Consider the following 17889-nt stretch of genomic DNA (forward strand, 5'->3'; position numbering starts at 1 on the left):
GCTGTGTCGCCGCCGCTAACCGTGACCCGACTGACTCGAGCATACTCTTATGATGTTCCCAAAGCAACGAGAGAGTACAGTGAAGACGAACGATACACGATCGACGAGCCGATATCGAACCGACGATCGAGGCCGCTCAGTAACCAAGACGAAGCCACTGTCGAAGAGATGCCTATCACCGTAAAAGCCTACGCCGAACACGATAAACTCGCTCTGGTCCCGACGTTACAGAGCGTAGATGGTATCGAGATCGAAGTGATAACGCAGGCGAACACCGATCCGGATTCGGACGTTTTTCCGTTTCTCATCAAGTACGATGATCGCGACAAGTTAGAGCGTCACCTCAATTCCGATCCGACAGTTGATAGTTACGAACTCGTCGACGCGAACGACGATATGTTCATCTACTATATCGAACATCCGGACGAGACCATATTACTGAGTCGGATCCTCACGGAAGTGAACGGATTCATGTTACGTACGGAAACCAGGCGTCGCGGATGGTTCGTCCAGTTACAGCTCCCGGACCGAGAGGCGCTCAATACGATCTGGGAGTACGCCGAGGGGTGCGAGATGAAATTCGAACTCATCGAAGTACACGGGAGTACGGGAGCCAAAGAGGACATCTCGTTCGGACTGACGGACGAACAGATCGAAGCACTGCAAGCAGCATACAGGTGCGGGTACTTCAACGAACCTCGAGACACAGCTCTCAGCGGAGTTGCCGACGAGGTCGGCGTCTCCTCGACCGCGATGAGCGGTCGGCTTCGACGCGGGATGAGAAACTTGATCTCTGCGGCGTTGATGGACATAGATTCCGACTGACGGCCCGCTACCATTCATGTGTTATCAACTCACTATAGACGGGTTTTGATATATAATAAATATAATGGGATTTATTTAGTGAAAGGAAGAGGAAGGAGCTCAGAAATGGGCCAAATAGACTGGACTACTATCTTATAAAACACATATATGATTTCTGGCTCCCGTGTCGACTAACACGATGATCAGCGGACAGCATATGATATTAAGTATATTTGACTGATTCGGGCACTGTCTAGTTTAGTACCTCGGCTGGCGTTTGTCTGTTGAGTGATTGATGCGGTCGTTGTGTGTTATAATAGTGTACGAACTGTTCAAGCTAGTCTCTGACGCTCGCCCGACTGCCCACCCACGAGTTATGGAAGCGGTCAACTCGCGTCTTAAACGTCTGAAACCATTTTCCGAGCAGGTTTCGATTAACGTAGTCGAGCTGATCGCTCCATACTAACCGAGAGAGGGCAGTCAGATAGCCGTAGCCATCGACGAGAAACACAGTGTTATCGAGATCGTGGTTTTCGGCCAATCGATGCAGGAATACAGCGGTAGGATCGGTGCCTCGTCGTCCGTACACTGCGACATCGAGAATCAGTCGTGAGTCTAGGTATATTGTATTGTATAACCAAGGCCAACTGCCGTTGATCTTGACAGCTGTTAAATCAATGGCGACCCGCGACGGCGAAGCCGTCCTCAGAACCCATCGCGTTCTGATGGGCCGCACGAGAGCTTTACTCTCGTGGACGTCGGCGGGTCTGGCACGCTGTCAGCCAGTCGATGTACCCCGTACCAGATCGCATGATGAGAGCGTTCTACGCCGATCAAGTGAAGAATCGCTTGTGTCTCTCGAAGCGAACACCCGGTCGCGTGGAGCCGGACGGCGAACACCCTGACGCAATCGCTGTCTGCTCACGCTCCCAAGCTTCATCAAATTCCGCCGCGTAGCACTCGCTGAACAGGTCTACGTGTGTCATTCTAAACTAACTCTCCGACCTGCTCGCTTCTCAAACCGCACTAACTAGACAGTGCCTGTTTCTCGCAGAGTCTAACCAGGAACGCAGTCGCCGGATCGGTGCCATGCGATCCAAACAATGCAACGTCGAGGATCAGCTTCGTATCGATATCTATTGTAGCATATAACCAAGACCAGTCGCCGTTTTAATCTCTTCCCGATATCGAGCCGTGAGTTCTATAGGCTGAATAGGCGAGTGCATCAGGACTTCCCCGCGGGTATCTAAAACCGCATTCTGAGACCTCAATAAATACCGCCAGCGTCCGAAGTCAAGAACTAACTGCGACGACTCCTGGGCGAGTGTTATTATGCAACTACGCGGAGAAGGCTGAATGGTGAACCAGACCATGAACGATCGCTGGGAGTATGAGACACTTCGAGTACCCCGCGGAGAAACCAAAAAGGAGGCGACGGATCCAAAGGCAGAGTTGAATGAGCTCGCTGCTCAGGGATGGCGACTCGTCGAGACAATCGACTACACTGGCGGTGGGACCAAGTACCTCGTATTCGAGCGGTCAGCTCAGTCTTCTGTCGACAATACGGAGAACTCGTCATGAGTTCTGGCTCTATCGATGGCGATTCAAATCCGAATGTTGACACAGATATTGATGTCAGCACCGCTAATACGATGCGAGAGCGCGCCGGAGAGAGCCACATCAAGATCTGGTTGCTGCTCGCTGCGAACCGCTGGTACGTTACTGTTGTGTTAGCATTCGGCGTATTTGTTCTCTTTGTGGCACTCGTGACGGTTCTTCCACCAGCACTGGTTCCACAGCTTGAGACGGGTGACACCATCGAGACAATGTTCTCGACCATGATCGGCGCTATCATTACCGGCGTCACACTCGTTGTAACAATCGGTCAGCTGGTTCTCTCACAAGAGAACGGTCCGCTTGGCGAGCAACGCGAGCGAATGGAGAACTCGATGGACTTCCGTGACTACACCGAAGAACTCATCGGGGCGCCGAGTCCAGCCGACCCATCAGCGTTTCTCCGTGATCTTGTCGACGTGGCAGAGCAGCGCGCGGAGGCAGTGCGGGACGGTCTGAGCGATATCGATAGCGACCAACTGCAGTGGGAAGTCGACGAGTTCACCGAGAGCCTTATCGGTAACTCCGAGAAGGTCCGCGAACAACTTGACAGCGCAAACTTCGGTAGCTTTGATGTACTCTTTGCAGCACTCAACTACAACTACGGCTGGAAAATTTACCAAGTCGAGCGTATCGCACACGACCACGCGGAGGACCTTGGGGAACCGGAGAATACCCTCCTCAACGAATTGAAGACGGCACTCTCCCTGTTCGGTCCGGCCAGAGAGCATGTGAAGACGCTGTACTTCGAGTGGGCACTGGTTACCCTCTCGCAGATGATTCTGTACGCAGCGATTCCGGCACTGGTTGTTGCCGGTGTTATGCTCACCGTCGTCGAGGGGGCGACGCTCCCTGGGAGTACGTTCGGGATCGCACACATAACAGTGCTAATTGGGGCCACATTCACGATAACGCTCGTTCCGTTCCTGCTGTTTACCTCATACGTACTACGAATCGTCACGATCGCGAAGCGAACCTTGGCAATCGAGCCACTGATCCTCCGCGATTCGCAGCGATAGCAGGTGGTGTCTGACTGAGTAGTAGTATATAACCTCGAGAACTGTAGCTTTCTATTGGTCTTTTCAGCCACCAATGAGATTAATCATGACGGAGTAGCCGTATTTACCGTAGTTTCAGCCTCATTCGAGATGGTGGCTGTCTCATTACGATTGAAAAGATCATATAAAACACAGACTCCTGAACGAATCCAGAGATTGCCGGATACGTGTGGCCAACTCTTGACTGGGGAACCTACGTTGAGTGGTGGCACTCGCACCACTGTTAGAACACATACTCTAGAAGACTAGTTCTAGTTCAACAATTTTTGAACGGCTCTTGAGTTATCTTTTGGACCAATATTTCACAGCAAAAGTGATAACCCCGAGAATACCAGTGAGGGTGCAGCCGGCGTAGACGGGAATGAATTTCACCCCATCTACGAAAAACGGATTCCAGGCAAGTGGAAAGAGTGGACGGGTGTCAGTATACAGTATCGAATCAAGAATCACGTGTGAGTAAATCCCAAGTACACTTCCAGCGAAAATCGCACGACGGGAAACACTATCAGTCAGTCGTCCAAATCCAAGCCAGTGATTGATAGAGTCGGGTAGTGAAGAGACAACAGTTGTGAGTAGAATAGCGATTAAGGTTCCGCCAACAAATGTGGTTAGGATTCCGTGGGCTGGTGGTCCGAGCGGCCCATATACAACGAGCGCGGCGCGTATGTCGATGATGATACTGCTTACGAGAAGTGTTGGGAGATCCACCCATCGGTAGAGGAGGACTCCAAGCAGAAGTACGGGACCAAGGTGGAACGGGGTGAAGGGCATATTAGTATATTCATTTTGCCATATATAAATGATTGAGATATATGGCGACCGTTTCGCCGATCCCCCGTCCAGCCTACTGTGTCGGCTACGGCGGCGCGCCGTACGAAGCGATGATTCGAGTCCTGCTGTGCGTCGATGGGACGTCGCTGGCCCCTCACGCCGTCTTCTATATTGAACAGTAACTCTGTGAGTACACCGACCGAATCAGAAATCAAGAATCGCCAGCACTTCTATACATTTGATTGATATTGTTTGGTTCATCCACGATGACTGATCAGCGTTGTACAGAGGAAGTGACTATCCAATGCACGCAGTGTGGGGAAGTCTATCCTGCGCTCCGACTTGCTGGTGGCAAGCTAACGCGAGATTGTAATCAGTCAGTTTGTTGATGCAGGAATGAGTCATTTGCTGAGTTAAATAGGGACGACTGAGAAGTATGTTCTTCAAAATTACTAAGCGCCCCCGCTGTGATTTTCTGGACATAATGCCTTCCAGATTAGGTTCTCTTGCCCGAGAGTTGTCGCTCCCGTACTATGAGGACGCCTTCCCCGCACACGATATTTTCCATGCGAAACGAGTACGTGATGTCTCACTCAGGCTTGCGGACGAGCACCCTGACAGTGTTGACCGAGAAGTGCTGGCTTCAGCAGCGTGGTTTCACGATATCGGGCGGCCACTCGAACGCGTCGGGGACATTGACGATCACGACAAATGGGCGGCCAACGAAGTCACAACCCTTCTTGAGAATGAAGACGTGACGGATGACCGGATCACAGCTATCGAGCACTGTCTGCGGGCACACAGTATCCGAGCGAGCTCTCCGGACCCAGAGACGATCGAGGCTAAATTGCTCTTCGACGCTGATAAGTTGGATGCGACTGGCGCTGTCGGAATCGTTCGACTCGCCTGTATCATCGGTGAGCGCTCAGGGCGTACTGGTAATCAGTATGCAGTTATAGATGACAAAACGACACTTAGTGGAGATCGTGCCGAAGTACCGGATATCGATCTCGTATGCGAGTGGGCACGTGAGCGCCTTGATGCGTTGCAGACTGACCCAGGCCGACGCCTTGGAGAGTCTCGATGGGACTTTATGGAGAACTTCTTTACTCAGTTCACTCACGAAATTGATGCAGGCCCAAAAAAGTAAGACAGCTGTGCGTTCCGCAGCGGCGTCAAACCGCTCTTTCTCTGAGATTTTCAATAAGGCCGTTAGAGAGGTACTTCGGTCATAGGATGGATAAAGACCGGATATCGACAGTCAATAGTCCCAGCTAATTCGCTCCGAACGGAGATGTTTGTCATCTCCTGAGGGGTGAGGGACGTTCACAGAATGTAGCGTCCCTCAACGAATCAATGACTTCGAGCGACAGCTCAGTGGTATCCTTCGCTGAGTCGGATACCAGACGAGACGAGATGCATCGCATGATGGACATTGGCTGAAGACATTGTCGCAGAAATCGACGAAGCGGCCTCGAGCGATCAGTTTCAGGAGTGGTTCGACATCCAGAGTCATTTCCTCGACTACTTCTATCACAACGCGCTCCTCATTACTCGCCAGTGTCCCGAGGCAACTCGAGTCGCGGGCTACCGAATGTGGCAGACGGAGTTCGACCGGTATGTGAAAGAGGGCGAGACAGCGGTCGGGATCTGGGCGCTGATCATCGCCAAGCAGTGTCCCAGGTGTGAGAATTCGCCGTCGTACCACGAGCGGAGTGACTGTGAGTACGACGAGACGCCACCTGAAGCGTGGTCGAAAGGCTTAGTGGGCTTTCGGCCTACATCGGTACTCGATATTTCTCAGACCGAAGGAGGGCCACTCCCCGAACTCGAGATCGACGCAACTGGGGATGCCGACGAGCTGGTACCAGTGCTGCTTGAGGGATCGAAAACGCTTGATGTCGATGTCGAGGTGATTTCCAAACCAGCGTAAACACACGGCGACGCTGAGGGTATCTGTCAGTATCGATCTCCTACAGAACAGCCACTCGTCGAAGTACAAGATCGGGAGAATAGCGCAGCTTTAGCTGTACCGCTCGTCCACGAGTACGCCCACGCACTCTTACACGGTGGCGTCGACGAGATTGAGCGGTAGAAACGCGAACTCGAGGCGGAAGCTGTGGGCTATATCGTTGGGCGGTACTTCGGGCTGGATACGAGCGGCTCAGCCTTCTACCTAGCCGCGTGGGAAGGCGACGAGCCAGAAGCAATTCTCGACCGCCTCGAGCGGATCAGTTCGACAGCGGGGGAAATTATTGATGCCGCTGAAAGGGAGATGGCCAAAACAAACTGAAGAGAACTCGGCTATTGAAATTGTATATCTGTTCTCCAAGAAAGATATATGTGGTCTGGCCTCGAAGAAGGTTGTATGACAAAACGGTCAACCTCTGCAGACGATCCGTCAAAACAGTGGGATACGGATCGGACGACGTTCCAGCGTGTCTACGACATTCTCGTTGGCACTACGGATCCCGTTTCTGCACAACGGTTCGCAGAGTGGGCTCGCTGTTCTGAGACCGGTGCTCGCCAGGCACTTGAGCAACTTGTCGAGATGGGAATTGCAGAACGAACAGGAACCCGACCAGCTCAGTATCAGCGGAATCCATCGTACTTCCAGTGGAAGCGTGTTGAAACGCTTGCGCGCGAACACAGTCCCAGTGAGCTTCGTTCGCGTTTGGCAGAACTCGTTGAAAGAGACCAGGACCTGCAGGAAACGTATGGGGTCCCAGATCCGGATGCTGTCGTTGTCTCTGATGATCCTGTCGAAGACCACGAAGCGCTTCACGACCGGTGGGACGACCTTACAGAATGGCGGACAATCCGACAGGATATAACAATCTTGAAACGGGCTGTTCAACGGGCCGAGTCATCAAACGATGGTCGAATCCAGTCAAAGACGTGACGGGACGAGACGAAACGCCAAGCGGTCCTCTTGATGTTCCGACGCTCGAGGTACTGGCACAGCGTGCAGCGACCCATCCACTTGTTTCCACCGGGGAGTTTCGGCCTGATGCAATTTCTCCGCGTGTCCTCGAGATCCAGTTAGACAGCACACAGTATCCTTCTGCAGTACGCGAAGCTCGAGTGGATATTCGATGGTTTGTCGGAGGCGACTACACAGTTCACTATATCGAGATTCGTGAGGAGAAGACCTGGCAATGCCGATGGGATCGCCACCCGAAACCAGAGACGCCTCGGAACCACTATCATCCACCACCAGATGCGTCCGCAGATGTAGAGCAGTCCACACTCGAGTCTGCCCATCATTTGGATGTCCTCTTTGCCGTGTTGGAGTGGGTCGAAGATCGAGTCCAAGCGTTGCATTGCTAATCCGGTCGCTATCTTTAAGCAGCGAGGGAGTCCCCGCTCTTTCCAGTAGTTGCCGATCCAAATTTCAGGGGGATCGTTGGAACCGGAGGAGATCAGTAAACGGCGCGGAGGATGTCACCTGCGCAAGCATACTTCTCCGACGACGATCTCTGGCGGGACTTGCTCTACGACTGCACGAGCAGCTGATAGAGAAGTGCTCGTTGCCGCAAAGCTCCATAGTGGCCGGAAAACAGATCTCGCTGATGTTCTTACCGCAATTCCATCAATCGACATAGACATGATCGAGTCACATCTGCATCGTGGAGATGCTGATGCTCTCCGAGAACAGCTCAGTGATGCACAGCCGTTCATCGATGATGGTGAACTGAAGTACTGTTTTAAGAGTGTGTTTGGCCAATCGGCGACATTGGCCGAAGACATCCCTTGAGTTCCTCAAGCGACAACAACAGTGAGGTACCGCTCATTGACTCGGCGAAAGTCACCTGCTCGTTAGTTTTCAGGCTCCGTGATACGGAGTTCGTCGTTAACCTCGTAGAGATACCCGCGATCAATCAGCCGGGACAGCGCATGGGTCGCATCCCCGGCTTCGAGATCCACCTGTTCGGAATCACGAAGGACCTCGAGTGCGTGTTCTCGCGGAATCGACTGCCCGCTTTGCTCCGCCGCTGCGTTGGAACTGTAGGTAGACAAAATCTCGTACACGTCCGTAATCCACTCTGGAAGTGGTGGGCGTGGATCAGTGAGGTCGGTCATCTCAACGCTGTACTAGCAACTTCACGATCAACCCGCATAAGAATATTCCCCGATGGAGACTCAAACTGACGTGGAGAGATCCATCTCGAGGGGATCATCTGAACACCCAAAGTCCTGAATTACTGAGTGAGAGATATCTCCTCCCACGGTTCCCTCGTCTATAGGTCCATGAAACTTTAGCCGCCAGTGTCAAACGAAGCCGGCCACTTCAGAACGGATATTTCGATACCGCCGCTTCCGCTGCTACCAACGGCTATTCAACCGTTACGACGACTTTCCCCTGATGGTCGCCCGCCTCAAGGTATCGGTACGCCTCGCGGACCTCGTCAAAGTCGAACGTGCGGTCGATTACTGGTTCCATCTCCGTCGCAGCCATGGCTCGGTTCATCCGGTCGAACATCGCGCGGCTGCCGACGCCGATTACGCCCTCGACCGTGAGCGCCTTCTGGAGGATCGGACCCGGGTGGACCTGCCCGTCCTGCCCGGAGAGCACGCCGATGAGGTGAACGTGCCCGTCGACGGCGGCCGCTTCGAGCGACCGCTCGAGCGTTCCTGGCCCGCCGACCTCGACGACGTGATCGACCCCGCCCATCCGTTCCTGTATGGCCTCGCCCCAGTCGGGAGTCTCCTCGTAGTTTAGTGTCCACGCGGCACCGAGGTCGCGGGCGCGTTCGAGTTTGTCGTCACTCGAGGAGGTGACGAACACCTCCGCTCCGTGCATCGTGGCGAACTGGAGCGCGAACGTCGAGACGCCGCCCGTTCCAAGTGCCAAGACGCGTTCGTCCGCACCGATGGTTCCGTCTTCGACGAGCGCCCGCCACGCGGTCAGACCGGCACACGAAAGCGTTGCGCCCTGTTCATAGGAGAGGTGCTCGGGGAGTGTCGCGAGGCTCTCGGCGGGGAACGTGGTGTACTCGGCGAGTGCTCCGTCGACGTTCCCTCCGGTCATCCGTCCCATCTTCGCCCGCGTTCCGGGGCCGTCGATCCAGTCGGGCGCGAACGGCGTCGCGACTCGATCGCCTTCCGAAAGCCGCTCGACATTCTCACCGACTGCGACGACCTCCCCGGCCCCGTCGGAGAGGGGGACGACCGGTAGCGCCGCGCCGGGATAGACGAGATCGTCGTTTGCGATCGCCAGATCGCGATAGTTGAGCGATGCCGCATGGATGCGGACGAGCGCCTCGTCGGCGCTTGGTGTGGGCCGTTCGCGATCGATCTGGACGACCCCGTCGTAGTCGGTCGTGGCTTCTTGCACTTCGTACGCTTTCATCGGATGAGAATAGGGAGGCTCGAAACTTTGGTGCTTGGACTAACAACTGTTTTGCTGGTACTTCCGATAATCTGTTCGATCGCAACGGATTCTTCGGAGAAAAGAACGTCCGCGCGTTCAGCACCGATTGAGTGGACTGAGGCTGTTTGATATTTGTATGGAGCCATACAAGCGTTTATACGCTGGAAGAGTCAAGACTAGGTTGACCAATGAGCCTTGACCAGACGGTTGACGAAGCGCTCGCGACGTACAATATGTCGCGCAGCGAAGAGGCCGAGGAAACGGGCCGAACAGTCGCCACGCTCCAAGACTAACGGCACTCCTTAGTCGAGGCTACGAACCTTTTCAGCGAACTCTGCTTTCGATAGCCCCGGAATTTCTTTCAGCTCTGGATATCCTGCGCGTTCGACGCCCTCCTCAACGAACTCGATCCAAAGCTTTTCGTGCTTCTCTGCGTAGACGATCTTTGCCTCGCTTGGGTACATATCCAGCTCGTATGCAGTCAAGTCAATTTCTACTGCGTGTTTTCGCTCAAGCGTTCTCGCACCGAAACTGTACAGGTGTTGCACAGAATGTTCTTCCGTCGAACGGTCAACAGCCGCTTTGATTCGTTGATGTACTCATTAACCCGCTCCTGTCAGTCGGACGTCTCTGGTTCGACTTCTATAGGCGTTTTCAGCATGGAGAAGGCGAATCAGACTCCGGGGGTAGAACTGGATCAGTGCGACAGCGGTCCGATGGTTGGCGTTCGGAAGTGCGTGTTTCAAATCAGGTTCAAGGGGAGTCGACCCGCAATATCCGTTGTTGAATCCCTGATAGACGAAGCAGGCAATGAGAATCCACTTCAGCGCTCCCGACCGCCCTTCGAGTTCTGGTAATTGGACTTCGTCAGGTCGTCTAGCTTCTTTTAGCGGCGGATGACTGCCTTGATTTCTCACCAGCGTCGATGACCGGATAGACATCGCTAGAAGAGAGAAAACCAACTGCAGGATTGAAACTTGTGCCCTGAGCCGGAGCTGGCAAATCATTGAACTTCGATAGGAACGGTACGCTCGAGACGAGCAACGACTTCCTCCCCATCTGAAAGATATGGTAACTTTGCAGGCATATCGTCGCTCGTTTCGATAGACACAGTACTGTAACCGAGCCGGTGACCGATGCGACTCCGCGTGATCGAAACCTGCTCGATCTCCGCATAGGGGAGTTTCCACTGCGGTTCTTGGAGCCAGCGGTCGTAGCAAACCAACTGACCATCGTAGAACTCATACTCAAGTGTCGCGTTTCGCGGGTACGAGATCGCAAGACCGCACACTATGAGACCACCCAACGCGATGCTTCCGAGGATTAGTGCGAATGACCACGACCCGCCTAGTATCACTGTAGCGGTAGCACAGACGAAAAGAAATCCAAACCAGGTTCCAAAGGCATGCTGTCTAAGTCCAACGAACGTGCTTGCGACGATACTCCCCAAGCGTCTGGGACAGACGGTCAGTTGTGGCCACGTCTTTGGTCGCGAAACCGACGGAAGCTCCGCGGTCAATTGTTTCGGTGACATCTGCTGACGAAAGCTACGCTCGAAAGAGAATGTGTCGGAATGTGCACCAATCTTCTCGAACCGGGCACGATTTCGACAACGGGTGAGTAATTCTAGAATCGTCTTTCCGATGCCGATCGCGACGGGGAAAGATGTGAGCCAACTCAGGTTCAGGGGATGATCAGTAAGATCTGCCATCATTATAACGAGCGAGGCGATACCAAACACATACGCGAGTGGTGGACCGACAGTTGCCGTCGGTGTCGTCCATCTATATCGCCGTTCATCGAAGTACGGTCGAGCCGTTATCAGATGGAGAAGACAAAGGAAACTTGCGACAGTCACTACGGACAGAAGCGTTGTCGGTGAATATGAAAATGGAGATGCAGAGCGATAGAACGCGAGTAAGCCTGTCACGAGCCATACTCCAAGACCGACCAGCAGAAACCCGAGTAGCGGACCATTTCGAGCGTAGAAGGGAAACCCACAGACAGTGATTGAGCCGCGCTTTACCTGCATCGTGAGTTCACGTCGACTGTCTGGCAACGGCAGAGTGACGAGCCTCGCCGGGCCAGTTTTCACGAATCCGACACCGACGGCTACACCTCCTTCGAGCCAGTAAACCATCAATAGATCGGTCATATCCCAATTGAAGGCAAACAATACCAATAGCGGGAGTAAATTTACAATAGCAATGAGGAACACAATAGAGCGGCTAAATGCCCAGAAGCCATCAGTCCTATCTACCATCAGGAGTTAAGTGTTTAATTTAGATTCTATTAAACATTTATATATTAGAATATAAATAAGGGAGAGGATAATTTATGCAATCTAACAGGGACTGATCAACAATATGTAGCTTCTTTGTACGTAACGCTGTCTTAGCAGTCGCACCTGGGTCAATACACGTGAACGAACAGGCAGCGATATCTGCCAGATTGAGGCGAGCGTGGCGGCGACGAAGCAGCGAGGCGTAGAATTCTCGAACTATCTCGAGGATGCGGTGCTTCGTACGCGCCGTCAAGTTCCTCGTTCAAGCGGTCGAATGCCACGAGACATTCATCAATCGCCTCGTGTCTGGACGGCGCTCTCTCGCTCGACAGATGAAAGTATGTCACAGTGCTCGTTCGCCTTCACGTAGGCGTGGACGTATCGGTTGAGGCGGTAGCGGTAGATCTGGATGGTCGTTTCGGACTGGATCGACTCCTTGCGCTCGGCGTGCTTCTTAAGGAACGGTTCCAGGGCCTCGACGGTATCGAAGTTGTCGCTCGCCCCGTCCTAGCTGTCGTCTTTGTCCTCAATGAACTCAAGTTCTCCTTTCCAGAACTCGGTAAACGTCTGGTCGTAGTGTTCTCGGAGTGTGTAAATTAGCGTCCGGAATCCATTGTCGCGGAGCCACTGATGGAAGAGTTGCTCGGCCTCGGGTATGCGGCGTTGTCACGTAGTGTCGGCACTGCAATGGTGAAGGGGTTGTGACTGGTGACCACCCGCAGATGGGGTAATAAGAGCGTTCAGTCCTAACCAACACTCGAATAGCGCTGGTTATGTTGGTGAATATTCCACTCGAATTCGCCGACGAACTAGTACAGAAAATCGTTCAGTTGTCTTCCTCGGCCGGCCGATCCTCGAGCGGATCTGGCATATCGTATTCACGAACGGCTTTCTCAATATCTGCAGGGGTGTGATCAGACTTGGCAAGGAACTCACTCACGCGGTCGCCAAGCTCACCAACGCTGTCCTCGAACGCCTCGAGTTCAGCATTGGTTATTTGTTCCTCGTTCCAGTCGGATCCTGATTCAGATCGTGCCATTGTTCGAACCTTCGGAGCAGTTGATCGGCATGGTGCTCATATACAAGATACAATAGCGGGGCGCATGGTTAAAGATACATTGTCATCGTCCGTTAAGGCAATGGGTATTTATATAGTAATTTATATACGTATGAGCGCAGAAGTGCTGCGTGGGGCCTGTATGACCATAGCTCGCAAGCCCGATGCAAACCAAGGGGCGTTGAATACGGACGTGGGTACAGGAACTGTACCTAATCATTTTTGAGAGAGCCATGCTACTAGCTCCTTCTGGCCGTTGTTCTGTCGGTACTGCACTACTTGGCACCGTTCGTGGACCTAGGTGCCACGATATCATCTATTGAGATGGCTCTGTTGAAATCCTTAGTGAGTTATGAATTCAGTCGATAGTTTGAGTAGATGCAGACCCTCCCAGAGTCTCGGTTGTTCCGATTTGTCGAGGAAACATTTCAGTTAGCGCAACGTGCCATAGCTCGCTACTCATCGAAGTTCTCGAAACAACGCTATTGAGATGAATATATTCAATACCCGCCAGTCTCTCGAGGCTTGCATCACAGTCTGTTACTGCTCTGTTTAAATTATTAGAATATTCTAGATTTGCTATCCTGTGCGGTAAGTACAGGGCAACTACACACCATTTAGGATGAATAGATACTTGCCAATTGAATGGATATGCGCTGTCGACAGCTGATAGGCACTCTAGGAGTTACTGCTGACCTCTCTGTCTGTCTCTGTTGGCTAGACGAGTCAGAAGCGTTTGTGGATCCACCTCTCTTAAAAATAAAACCAGTGAACCCGTTGATGTGGATTTCTCCATTATCTAAGCGGGATTTGACGTATATACCGAAACCGTTCCTCTCTCTGGGAGTGGAAACACGTATATTGGGGCTGGAAAAATGATCCTGCTCAACCACTTCCTCATCGTCGGTGGCGAACAGTACGATATCGTTGTCCTTCTCAACAATGTCATACTCATCAAGAATAGCTTCGACCTGTCGGTGAACGACGGTGGGGTCACAGAACTGTCGACTGACTGTATCTGCTGTGGGCCTGAGAATAAACCTGATCAAGAACTGAAACGCCTCGCATTCGAAACAGAGTTAATTACTTAGTCATTGAAATTTCAGGTATCAGAGATTCTGTTCCGATAGCACAGCGGTTCGTCTCATCCGCGAGCGTCTCTGCGCTGTACGAACTCGACACGACGGTTATACCATTGTCGACACTCCCCCGTTCGACCAAGCGTTCGTCCTCGGCGACCACTCTGCGTAGAAGCCGTCCAGGGTTTGTGCATAGAAACCCTTGGCGCGTATCGATCACCGTGAGTCCCGCGTTCCAATCATTGAGCCTGCCTTAAATTCGTTGACGTACTCGGAAAGCCGGCGTTGTCACCGCTAATTTGGATACTGGAAGGTAAGATACCTTAGCTTTATTGCTATTGACAATAAGTTATAGATCAGTGGATATGATTACAAGACGGAGTATGATAGAAAAGGGAGAAAGTGTTGGTTTGCTATTCCTCTCTGGTTGTATAAATTTCACAGAACCAATGGCAGGATTCATGATTATCAATACAGAGTCAGAAGATCATAGAGTAGAAGTAGAGATAACATCGGAGAACGGTAATAGTATATACTCTGATGAATATATGGTTGACATGGGTTCAAGAAGAGAAGAGAGAGAATTATTTGAATCCCAAGTCTGTGTCTACAATATCTCTGTTGACGATGGTAGAAACGAAGAATATCAATTCTATCCTAGTTGTACTAATTCCGATGACGTACATGACAATCTAAACATCGCACTAAATGATGGTAATATCGAATTCTATCCGAGACAATGTGGTGATTAGTATATACTGGTTTATAATTCCTTCGTAGAAAGGTATTTGTACTAATTGTTAGCAATAGATATTTCCATGTCAAAAAGACATCGGAGAAGCCTGATTAAAAAACAGGCTATGTAGTTAGCATTGGTGCTACTGGTCTTAGTACGACAGGTCCAGTTTTAGCAAAAAGTGATCGAGCCTTTGCTGGAGTAGCTTATGATATGGACTATTCGTCGCATGGATCCTCGCCGAAACCATTGGGGTAACCCACTTCATTAAGGGCGCCTAATCGTCTAGTTCACCAGCGACTGAGTCCGGATAAGAAGCGGTGATTCACCAGAGGTAATTGAAAGAGAGTTTAGAAGGGTTGTTACTTACTCAGAAACCGCTCACGCCAGTAGTCTACTTTCGCTCAGCGTTGGTCACAGTATTTGCGATGGGGAATCTCGTCTATGTTCATCGCTGGCCGGCCGCACGAGCAAAATCGAATCTCGCCGGTCAACTCTCTCTTACGAAAGCCGTCGATGTCGATGGACGTCTCGCTGCGAACGACATTATGCTCCGTGTCCGGCGCCAGGGCGTCGCGGCTCATTTGACCTCCACAACGAGATGGTCGCCTTGGGGCTGGGTGAACATAATCCCGTAGTCGTGGTCTCCAAGCGCACGAAGGACCGCCGGCGGGACGCGGTCGACGCGCTCGAGCAGCGCGAGGGAGTGATGTATCCCGCAGTGAAGAAACGGTTGTCTCACCCTTTGCCCCCGACACCAGGCCCTCAAACTCGAGCACACAGTTCAACTCCCGTGCGAGGCGAACGAGTGGGGTGTCAGCCGTCATGGTCTGAAGAGTGAGTTCGACGACGCTGTCGGCCTCTTTCATCACCCTGATTTCGACCGTTGTGGATTGCGTGTGCGATGTTCTCGCGAGTTCCTCGAATCCAGAAAGTAGAATCAAGAACAAATTACCCCGCTTTCGTGGGGCATTCGCGCGTTCTATTCAGTACGCTTCTGGAATATCACTTATGCCTGATTGAATCCTCGTTGCTCGGTTAGCATCTGTTACCAACTACTAGAATTCAAGCACATTTTGAATCCCTTCCTTGATACGCTTGTCATCGGGTAGGTAGTCATCTTCACGGGCGAACAAAGGCACAGGAACGTCGTAGCCAGTTACACGCTCGATCGGTACCTTGAGGTACAGGAATGCATCCTCATTGATACGAGCAATGATCTCTCCTGCAATTCCACCAGTTTTCGGTGCCTCGTGGACGATAACGCAACGTCCGGTCTTCTTTACGGAACTGACAATCGTCTCCGTATCAAGGGGGTAGAGTGTCCGTGGATCGATCACTTCGATACTTGCGCCGACATCGTCAACTGCGTTGAGCGTCTCACGGAGCATTGACCCCCAAGCGACGGCGGTAACCTCCTCGCCGGTTTTGACTATGCGAGCCTCACCGAGTGGGAGCTCGTGTTCGTTAGGTACGTCCTCTCGAAACGCACGATACAGTCGTGTTGGTTCCATGAATACGACGGGATCCGGGTCTCGAATCGCAGACGTGAGTAATCCTTTCGTCTCTGCAGGTGATGAAGGGATAATAATCTTTAGACCCGGAACATGAGCGAACCCTGCCTCAAAGCTCTCGGAATGAAGCTCTAAGGCATGGATACCACCACCGTAGGGGGTTCTGATCGTCATTGGACAGGTAATTGTCCCCCTGGTTCGGCTCCGAACCCGTGCAACGTGTTGGGCCAACTGGTGGAATCCTTGATAGAGAAAACTCTGAAACTGAATCTCCGGAATTGGACGCATGCCAGTTGCTGCAAGTCCGACGCCCATGCCGACAATCCCTGCTTCTGCGACCGGCGCATCGAACACCCGATCAGGATGATCATCTATCAGGCCCTGAGTTGCTCGAAACACGCCGCCAGCACGGCCAATATCCTCGCCGTAGACAACAATGTCGTCATTATGCGTCAACTCTGCATCGAGTGTGTCTCGAATGGCCTCAACCATCCGAAGTCGCTCAGCCATCGATATCACCCCCGTCGGCGGCCTCGAATGCCATGAGCTGGTGCTCAAGTTCCGGCGGCAGCTCTTCGTATACATACCGAAACATATCTGCTGGATCGAGTTCTTCGCGGGCTTCATTCGCTTCGTCGATCGCCGATGTGAGTTCGTCTTCGATTCGATCGTCGATCGCGTCCTCGGTCTCATTGTCAAGAAGCCCTCGATTCTCGAGGAATACTTGGAATCGAAGGATTGGGTCGCGCGCTCTCCACTCCGATTCCTCTTCGACTTCGCGGTACGCCGAAGGGTCATCGGAAGTCGTATGCATTGATCGGCGGTAGGTCAACGCCTCGATAAAGACCGGTTCTCCCCTCCGAGCCTTGTCGACGGCTTCTTTCGCAACACAGTAAACGCCGAGAACGTCGTTACCGTCGACCTGAATTCCCTCGATTCCTGCCGCAACGGCCTTCTGGGCGAACGTCTCCGCTGCGGTTTGTTTTTCAGTTCCTGTCGAGATGGCGTACCTGTTGTTCTGACAGACGAAAACGGTCTGGGCGTCGTAGACGCCAGCGAGATTCATCGCCTCATATACATCTCCCTCGCTGGTTGCACCGTCACCGAAGTATGTAATTGCGATGTTCTCCCGTCCCTGTAACGCCTCTCCCCAACCGATGCCAACGGCGTGCAATGGTTGTGTGCCAACGGGAATTGCTGGTGGAAGAGTGCCATTCTCCCGTGGAATCTCCGCGCCCTCTTCCATTCCCTTTGCGTATTTGAGGATCTTGTGGGGCGGTGTACCGTGAACTAGGAGGGCGGACTGCTCTCGAAACGATGGGACGAGCCAGTCGTTCTCACCAAGGGCGAACGCGGTGCCCACCTGTGCAGCCTCTTGGCCGATCGCGGGAGCGTACGTTCCGAGTTCGCCCCGGCGTTGTAGTGCAATAGCGCGTTCATCAAGGCGCCGAGATCGTTTCATCTGTTCATATATCGACAGTAGTTCGTTGTCGGTCAATTCTGGAAGTAATTCATTGTCAACTGTTTCGTCCTCTGAGAGTACCTGAACCGACCGGATGGAAAATTGAGCCACGTTCTCTTTTGGCATGTGAACGATA

Annotated in this window: 18 protein-coding genes and 5 pseudogenes; 11 read left to right on the plus strand and 12 right to left on the minus strand. The window is 52.5% G+C overall.

The window, feature by feature from the left end; all coding sequences use genetic code 11:
• The first annotated feature begins 168 nt into the window (after nucleotides 1-168).
• On the plus strand, nucleotides 169-825 hold the full coding sequence (locus BM348_RS17280; RefSeq protein WP_092906825.1) for a helix-turn-helix domain-containing protein: 657 nt from the start codon (nucleotides 169-171) through the stop codon (nucleotides 823-825).
• Nucleotides 826-1057: 232 nt separating this feature from the next.
• On the opposite strand, the pseudogene BM348_RS17285 reads toward BM348_RS17280, so the two are convergent.
• A pseudogene (locus BM348_RS17285) lies at nucleotides 1058-1790 on the minus strand (IS6 family transposase).
• Between the two features lie 46 nt (nucleotides 1791-1836).
• Nucleotides 1837-1974 (minus strand): annotated as a pseudogene (locus BM348_RS17290) (IS6 family transposase); the annotation flags it as partial.
• A gap of 186 nt (nucleotides 1975-2160) precedes the next feature.
• Here BM348_RS17290 and BM348_RS17295 point away from each other — a divergent pair.
• Together BM348_RS17295 and BM348_RS17300 are read left to right on the plus strand one after the other, a co-directional pair.
• A complete protein-coding gene (locus BM348_RS17295; protein ID WP_394328110.1) occupies nucleotides 2161-2385 on the plus strand; it encodes a DUF4177 domain-containing protein in 225 nt (74 codons plus the stop codon).
• Complete coding sequence (locus tag BM348_RS17300) at nucleotides 2382-3437, plus strand: hypothetical protein (protein ID WP_092906827.1); 1056 nt, start codon at nucleotides 2382-2384, stop codon at nucleotides 3435-3437. Before BM348_RS17295 ends, BM348_RS17300 begins: the two co-directional genes overlap by 4 nt.
• Nucleotides 3438-3758: 321 nt before the next feature.
• On the opposite strand, the gene BM348_RS20775 is transcribed toward BM348_RS17300, so the two are convergent.
• Complete coding sequence (locus BM348_RS20775) at nucleotides 3759-4247, minus strand: hypothetical protein (protein ID WP_139231227.1); 489 nt, start codon at nucleotides 4245-4247, stop codon at nucleotides 3759-3761.
• A gap of 41 nt (nucleotides 4248-4288) precedes the next feature.
• Here BM348_RS20775 and BM348_RS21490 point away from each other — a divergent pair, with 41 nt between their 5' ends.
• From BM348_RS21490 to BM348_RS21495, 4 genes and pseudogenes are all read left to right on the plus strand, one after another.
• Nucleotides 4289-4429: a hypothetical protein gene (locus tag BM348_RS21490; protein ID WP_175507237.1), complete on the plus strand. Its 141-nt coding sequence runs from the start codon at nucleotides 4289-4291 to the stop codon at nucleotides 4427-4429.
• A 302-nt stretch (nucleotides 4430-4731) separates the two neighbouring features.
• Nucleotides 4732-5397: an HD domain-containing protein gene (locus BM348_RS17310; RefSeq protein ID WP_092907232.1), complete on the plus strand. Its 666-nt coding sequence runs from the start codon at nucleotides 4732-4734 to the stop codon at nucleotides 5395-5397.
• A 206-nt stretch (nucleotides 5398-5603) separates the two neighbouring features.
• Nucleotides 5604-6540, plus strand: a pseudogene (locus tag BM348_RS17315) (DUF955 domain-containing protein).
• 75 nt (nucleotides 6541-6615) lie between these two features.
• Nucleotides 6616-7149, plus strand: coding sequence for a DUF7342 family protein (locus tag BM348_RS21495; RefSeq protein WP_175507238.1), 534 nt, complete (start codon nucleotides 6616-6618; stop codon nucleotides 7147-7149).
• A 917-nt stretch (nucleotides 7150-8066) separates the two neighbouring features.
• Here BM348_RS21495 and BM348_RS17335 read toward each other — a convergent pair.
• The 4 genes from BM348_RS17335 to BM348_RS17350 all read right to left on the minus strand — a co-directional run bounded on the left by BM348_RS17335 (nucleotide 8067) and on the right by BM348_RS17350 (nucleotide 11884).
• Complete coding sequence (locus tag BM348_RS17335; RefSeq protein ID WP_092906835.1) at nucleotides 8067-8330, minus strand: hypothetical protein; 264 nt, start codon at nucleotides 8328-8330, stop codon at nucleotides 8067-8069.
• 253 nt (nucleotides 8331-8583) lie between these two features.
• Nucleotides 8584-9600 carry a zinc-dependent alcohol dehydrogenase family protein gene (locus BM348_RS17340; RefSeq protein ID WP_092906837.1) on the minus strand — a complete coding sequence of 339 codons (1017 nt, stop codon included), beginning with the start codon at nucleotides 9598-9600 and terminating at the stop codon, nucleotides 8584-8586.
• Between the two features lie 323 nt (nucleotides 9601-9923).
• The gene (locus BM348_RS21990; RefSeq protein ID WP_245779523.1) at nucleotides 9924-10106 is read right to left on the minus strand and encodes a hypothetical protein; all 183 of its coding nucleotides are present in this window, start codon (nucleotides 10104-10106) and stop codon (nucleotides 9924-9926) included.
• A gap of 518 nt (nucleotides 10107-10624) precedes the next feature.
• Complete coding sequence (locus BM348_RS17350; RefSeq protein ID WP_092906839.1) at nucleotides 10625-11884, minus strand: PH domain-containing protein; 1260 nt, start codon at nucleotides 11882-11884, stop codon at nucleotides 10625-10627.
• A gap of 369 nt (nucleotides 11885-12253) precedes the next feature.
• Here BM348_RS17350 and BM348_RS17355 point away from each other — a divergent pair, with 369 nt between their 5' ends.
• A complete protein-coding gene (locus tag BM348_RS17355) occupies nucleotides 12254-12505 on the plus strand; it encodes a hypothetical protein (RefSeq protein ID WP_092906841.1) in 252 nt (83 codons plus the stop codon).
• 226 nt (nucleotides 12506-12731) lie between these two features.
• Here BM348_RS17355 and BM348_RS17360 read toward each other — a convergent pair whose 3' ends face one another.
• On the minus strand, nucleotides 12732-12944 hold the full coding sequence (locus BM348_RS17360) for a hypothetical protein (protein ID WP_092906843.1): 213 nt from the start codon (nucleotides 12942-12944) through the stop codon (nucleotides 12732-12734).
• Nucleotides 12945-13340: 396 nt separating this feature from the next.
• Here BM348_RS17360 and BM348_RS20780 point away from each other — a divergent pair.
• The 3 genes and pseudogenes from BM348_RS20780 to BM348_RS20785 all read left to right on the plus strand — a co-directional run.
• Nucleotides 13341-13448 (plus strand): annotated as a pseudogene (locus tag BM348_RS20780) (IS5/IS1182 family transposase); the annotation flags it as partial.
• Nucleotides 13449-13837: 389 nt separating this feature from the next.
• On the plus strand, nucleotides 13838-14053 hold the full coding sequence (locus BM348_RS21700; RefSeq protein ID WP_217642039.1) for a hypothetical protein: 216 nt from the start codon (nucleotides 13838-13840) through the stop codon (nucleotides 14051-14053).
• 371 nt (nucleotides 14054-14424) lie between these two features.
• On the plus strand, nucleotides 14425-14793 hold the full coding sequence (locus BM348_RS20785; RefSeq protein ID WP_139231229.1) for a hypothetical protein: 369 nt from the start codon (nucleotides 14425-14427) through the stop codon (nucleotides 14791-14793).
• 564 nt (nucleotides 14794-15357) lie between these two features.
• On the opposite strand, the gene BM348_RS21500 is transcribed toward BM348_RS20785, so the two are convergent.
• The 4 genes and pseudogenes from BM348_RS21500 to pdhA form a co-directional block, all read right to left on the minus strand.
• On the minus strand, nucleotides 15358-15519 hold the full coding sequence (locus BM348_RS21500) for a hypothetical protein (protein ID WP_175507224.1): 162 nt from the start codon (nucleotides 15517-15519) through the stop codon (nucleotides 15358-15360).
• Between the two features lie 46 nt (nucleotides 15520-15565).
• A pseudogene (locus BM348_RS22315) lies at nucleotides 15566-15646 on the minus strand (hypothetical protein); the annotation flags it as partial.
• Between the two features lie 189 nt (nucleotides 15647-15835).
• The gene (locus BM348_RS17380) at nucleotides 15836-16801 is read right to left on the minus strand and encodes an alpha-ketoacid dehydrogenase subunit beta (protein WP_092906845.1); all 966 of its coding nucleotides are present in this window, start codon (nucleotides 16799-16801) and stop codon (nucleotides 15836-15838) included.
• Nucleotides 16794-17879, minus strand: a complete 1086-nt coding sequence (pdhA, locus tag BM348_RS17385) for a pyruvate dehydrogenase (acetyl-transferring) E1 component subunit alpha (protein WP_092906847.1) — start codon at nucleotides 17877-17879, stop codon at nucleotides 16794-16796. The genes BM348_RS17380 and pdhA overlap by 8 nt, the downstream gene beginning before the upstream one ends.
• Nucleotides 17880-17889: the final 10 nt, after the last annotated feature.

It is taken from the genome of Halostagnicola kamekurae, from assembly GCF_900116205.1.
GTDB lineage: Archaea > Halobacteriota > Halobacteria > Halobacteriales > Natrialbaceae > Halostagnicola > Halostagnicola kamekurae.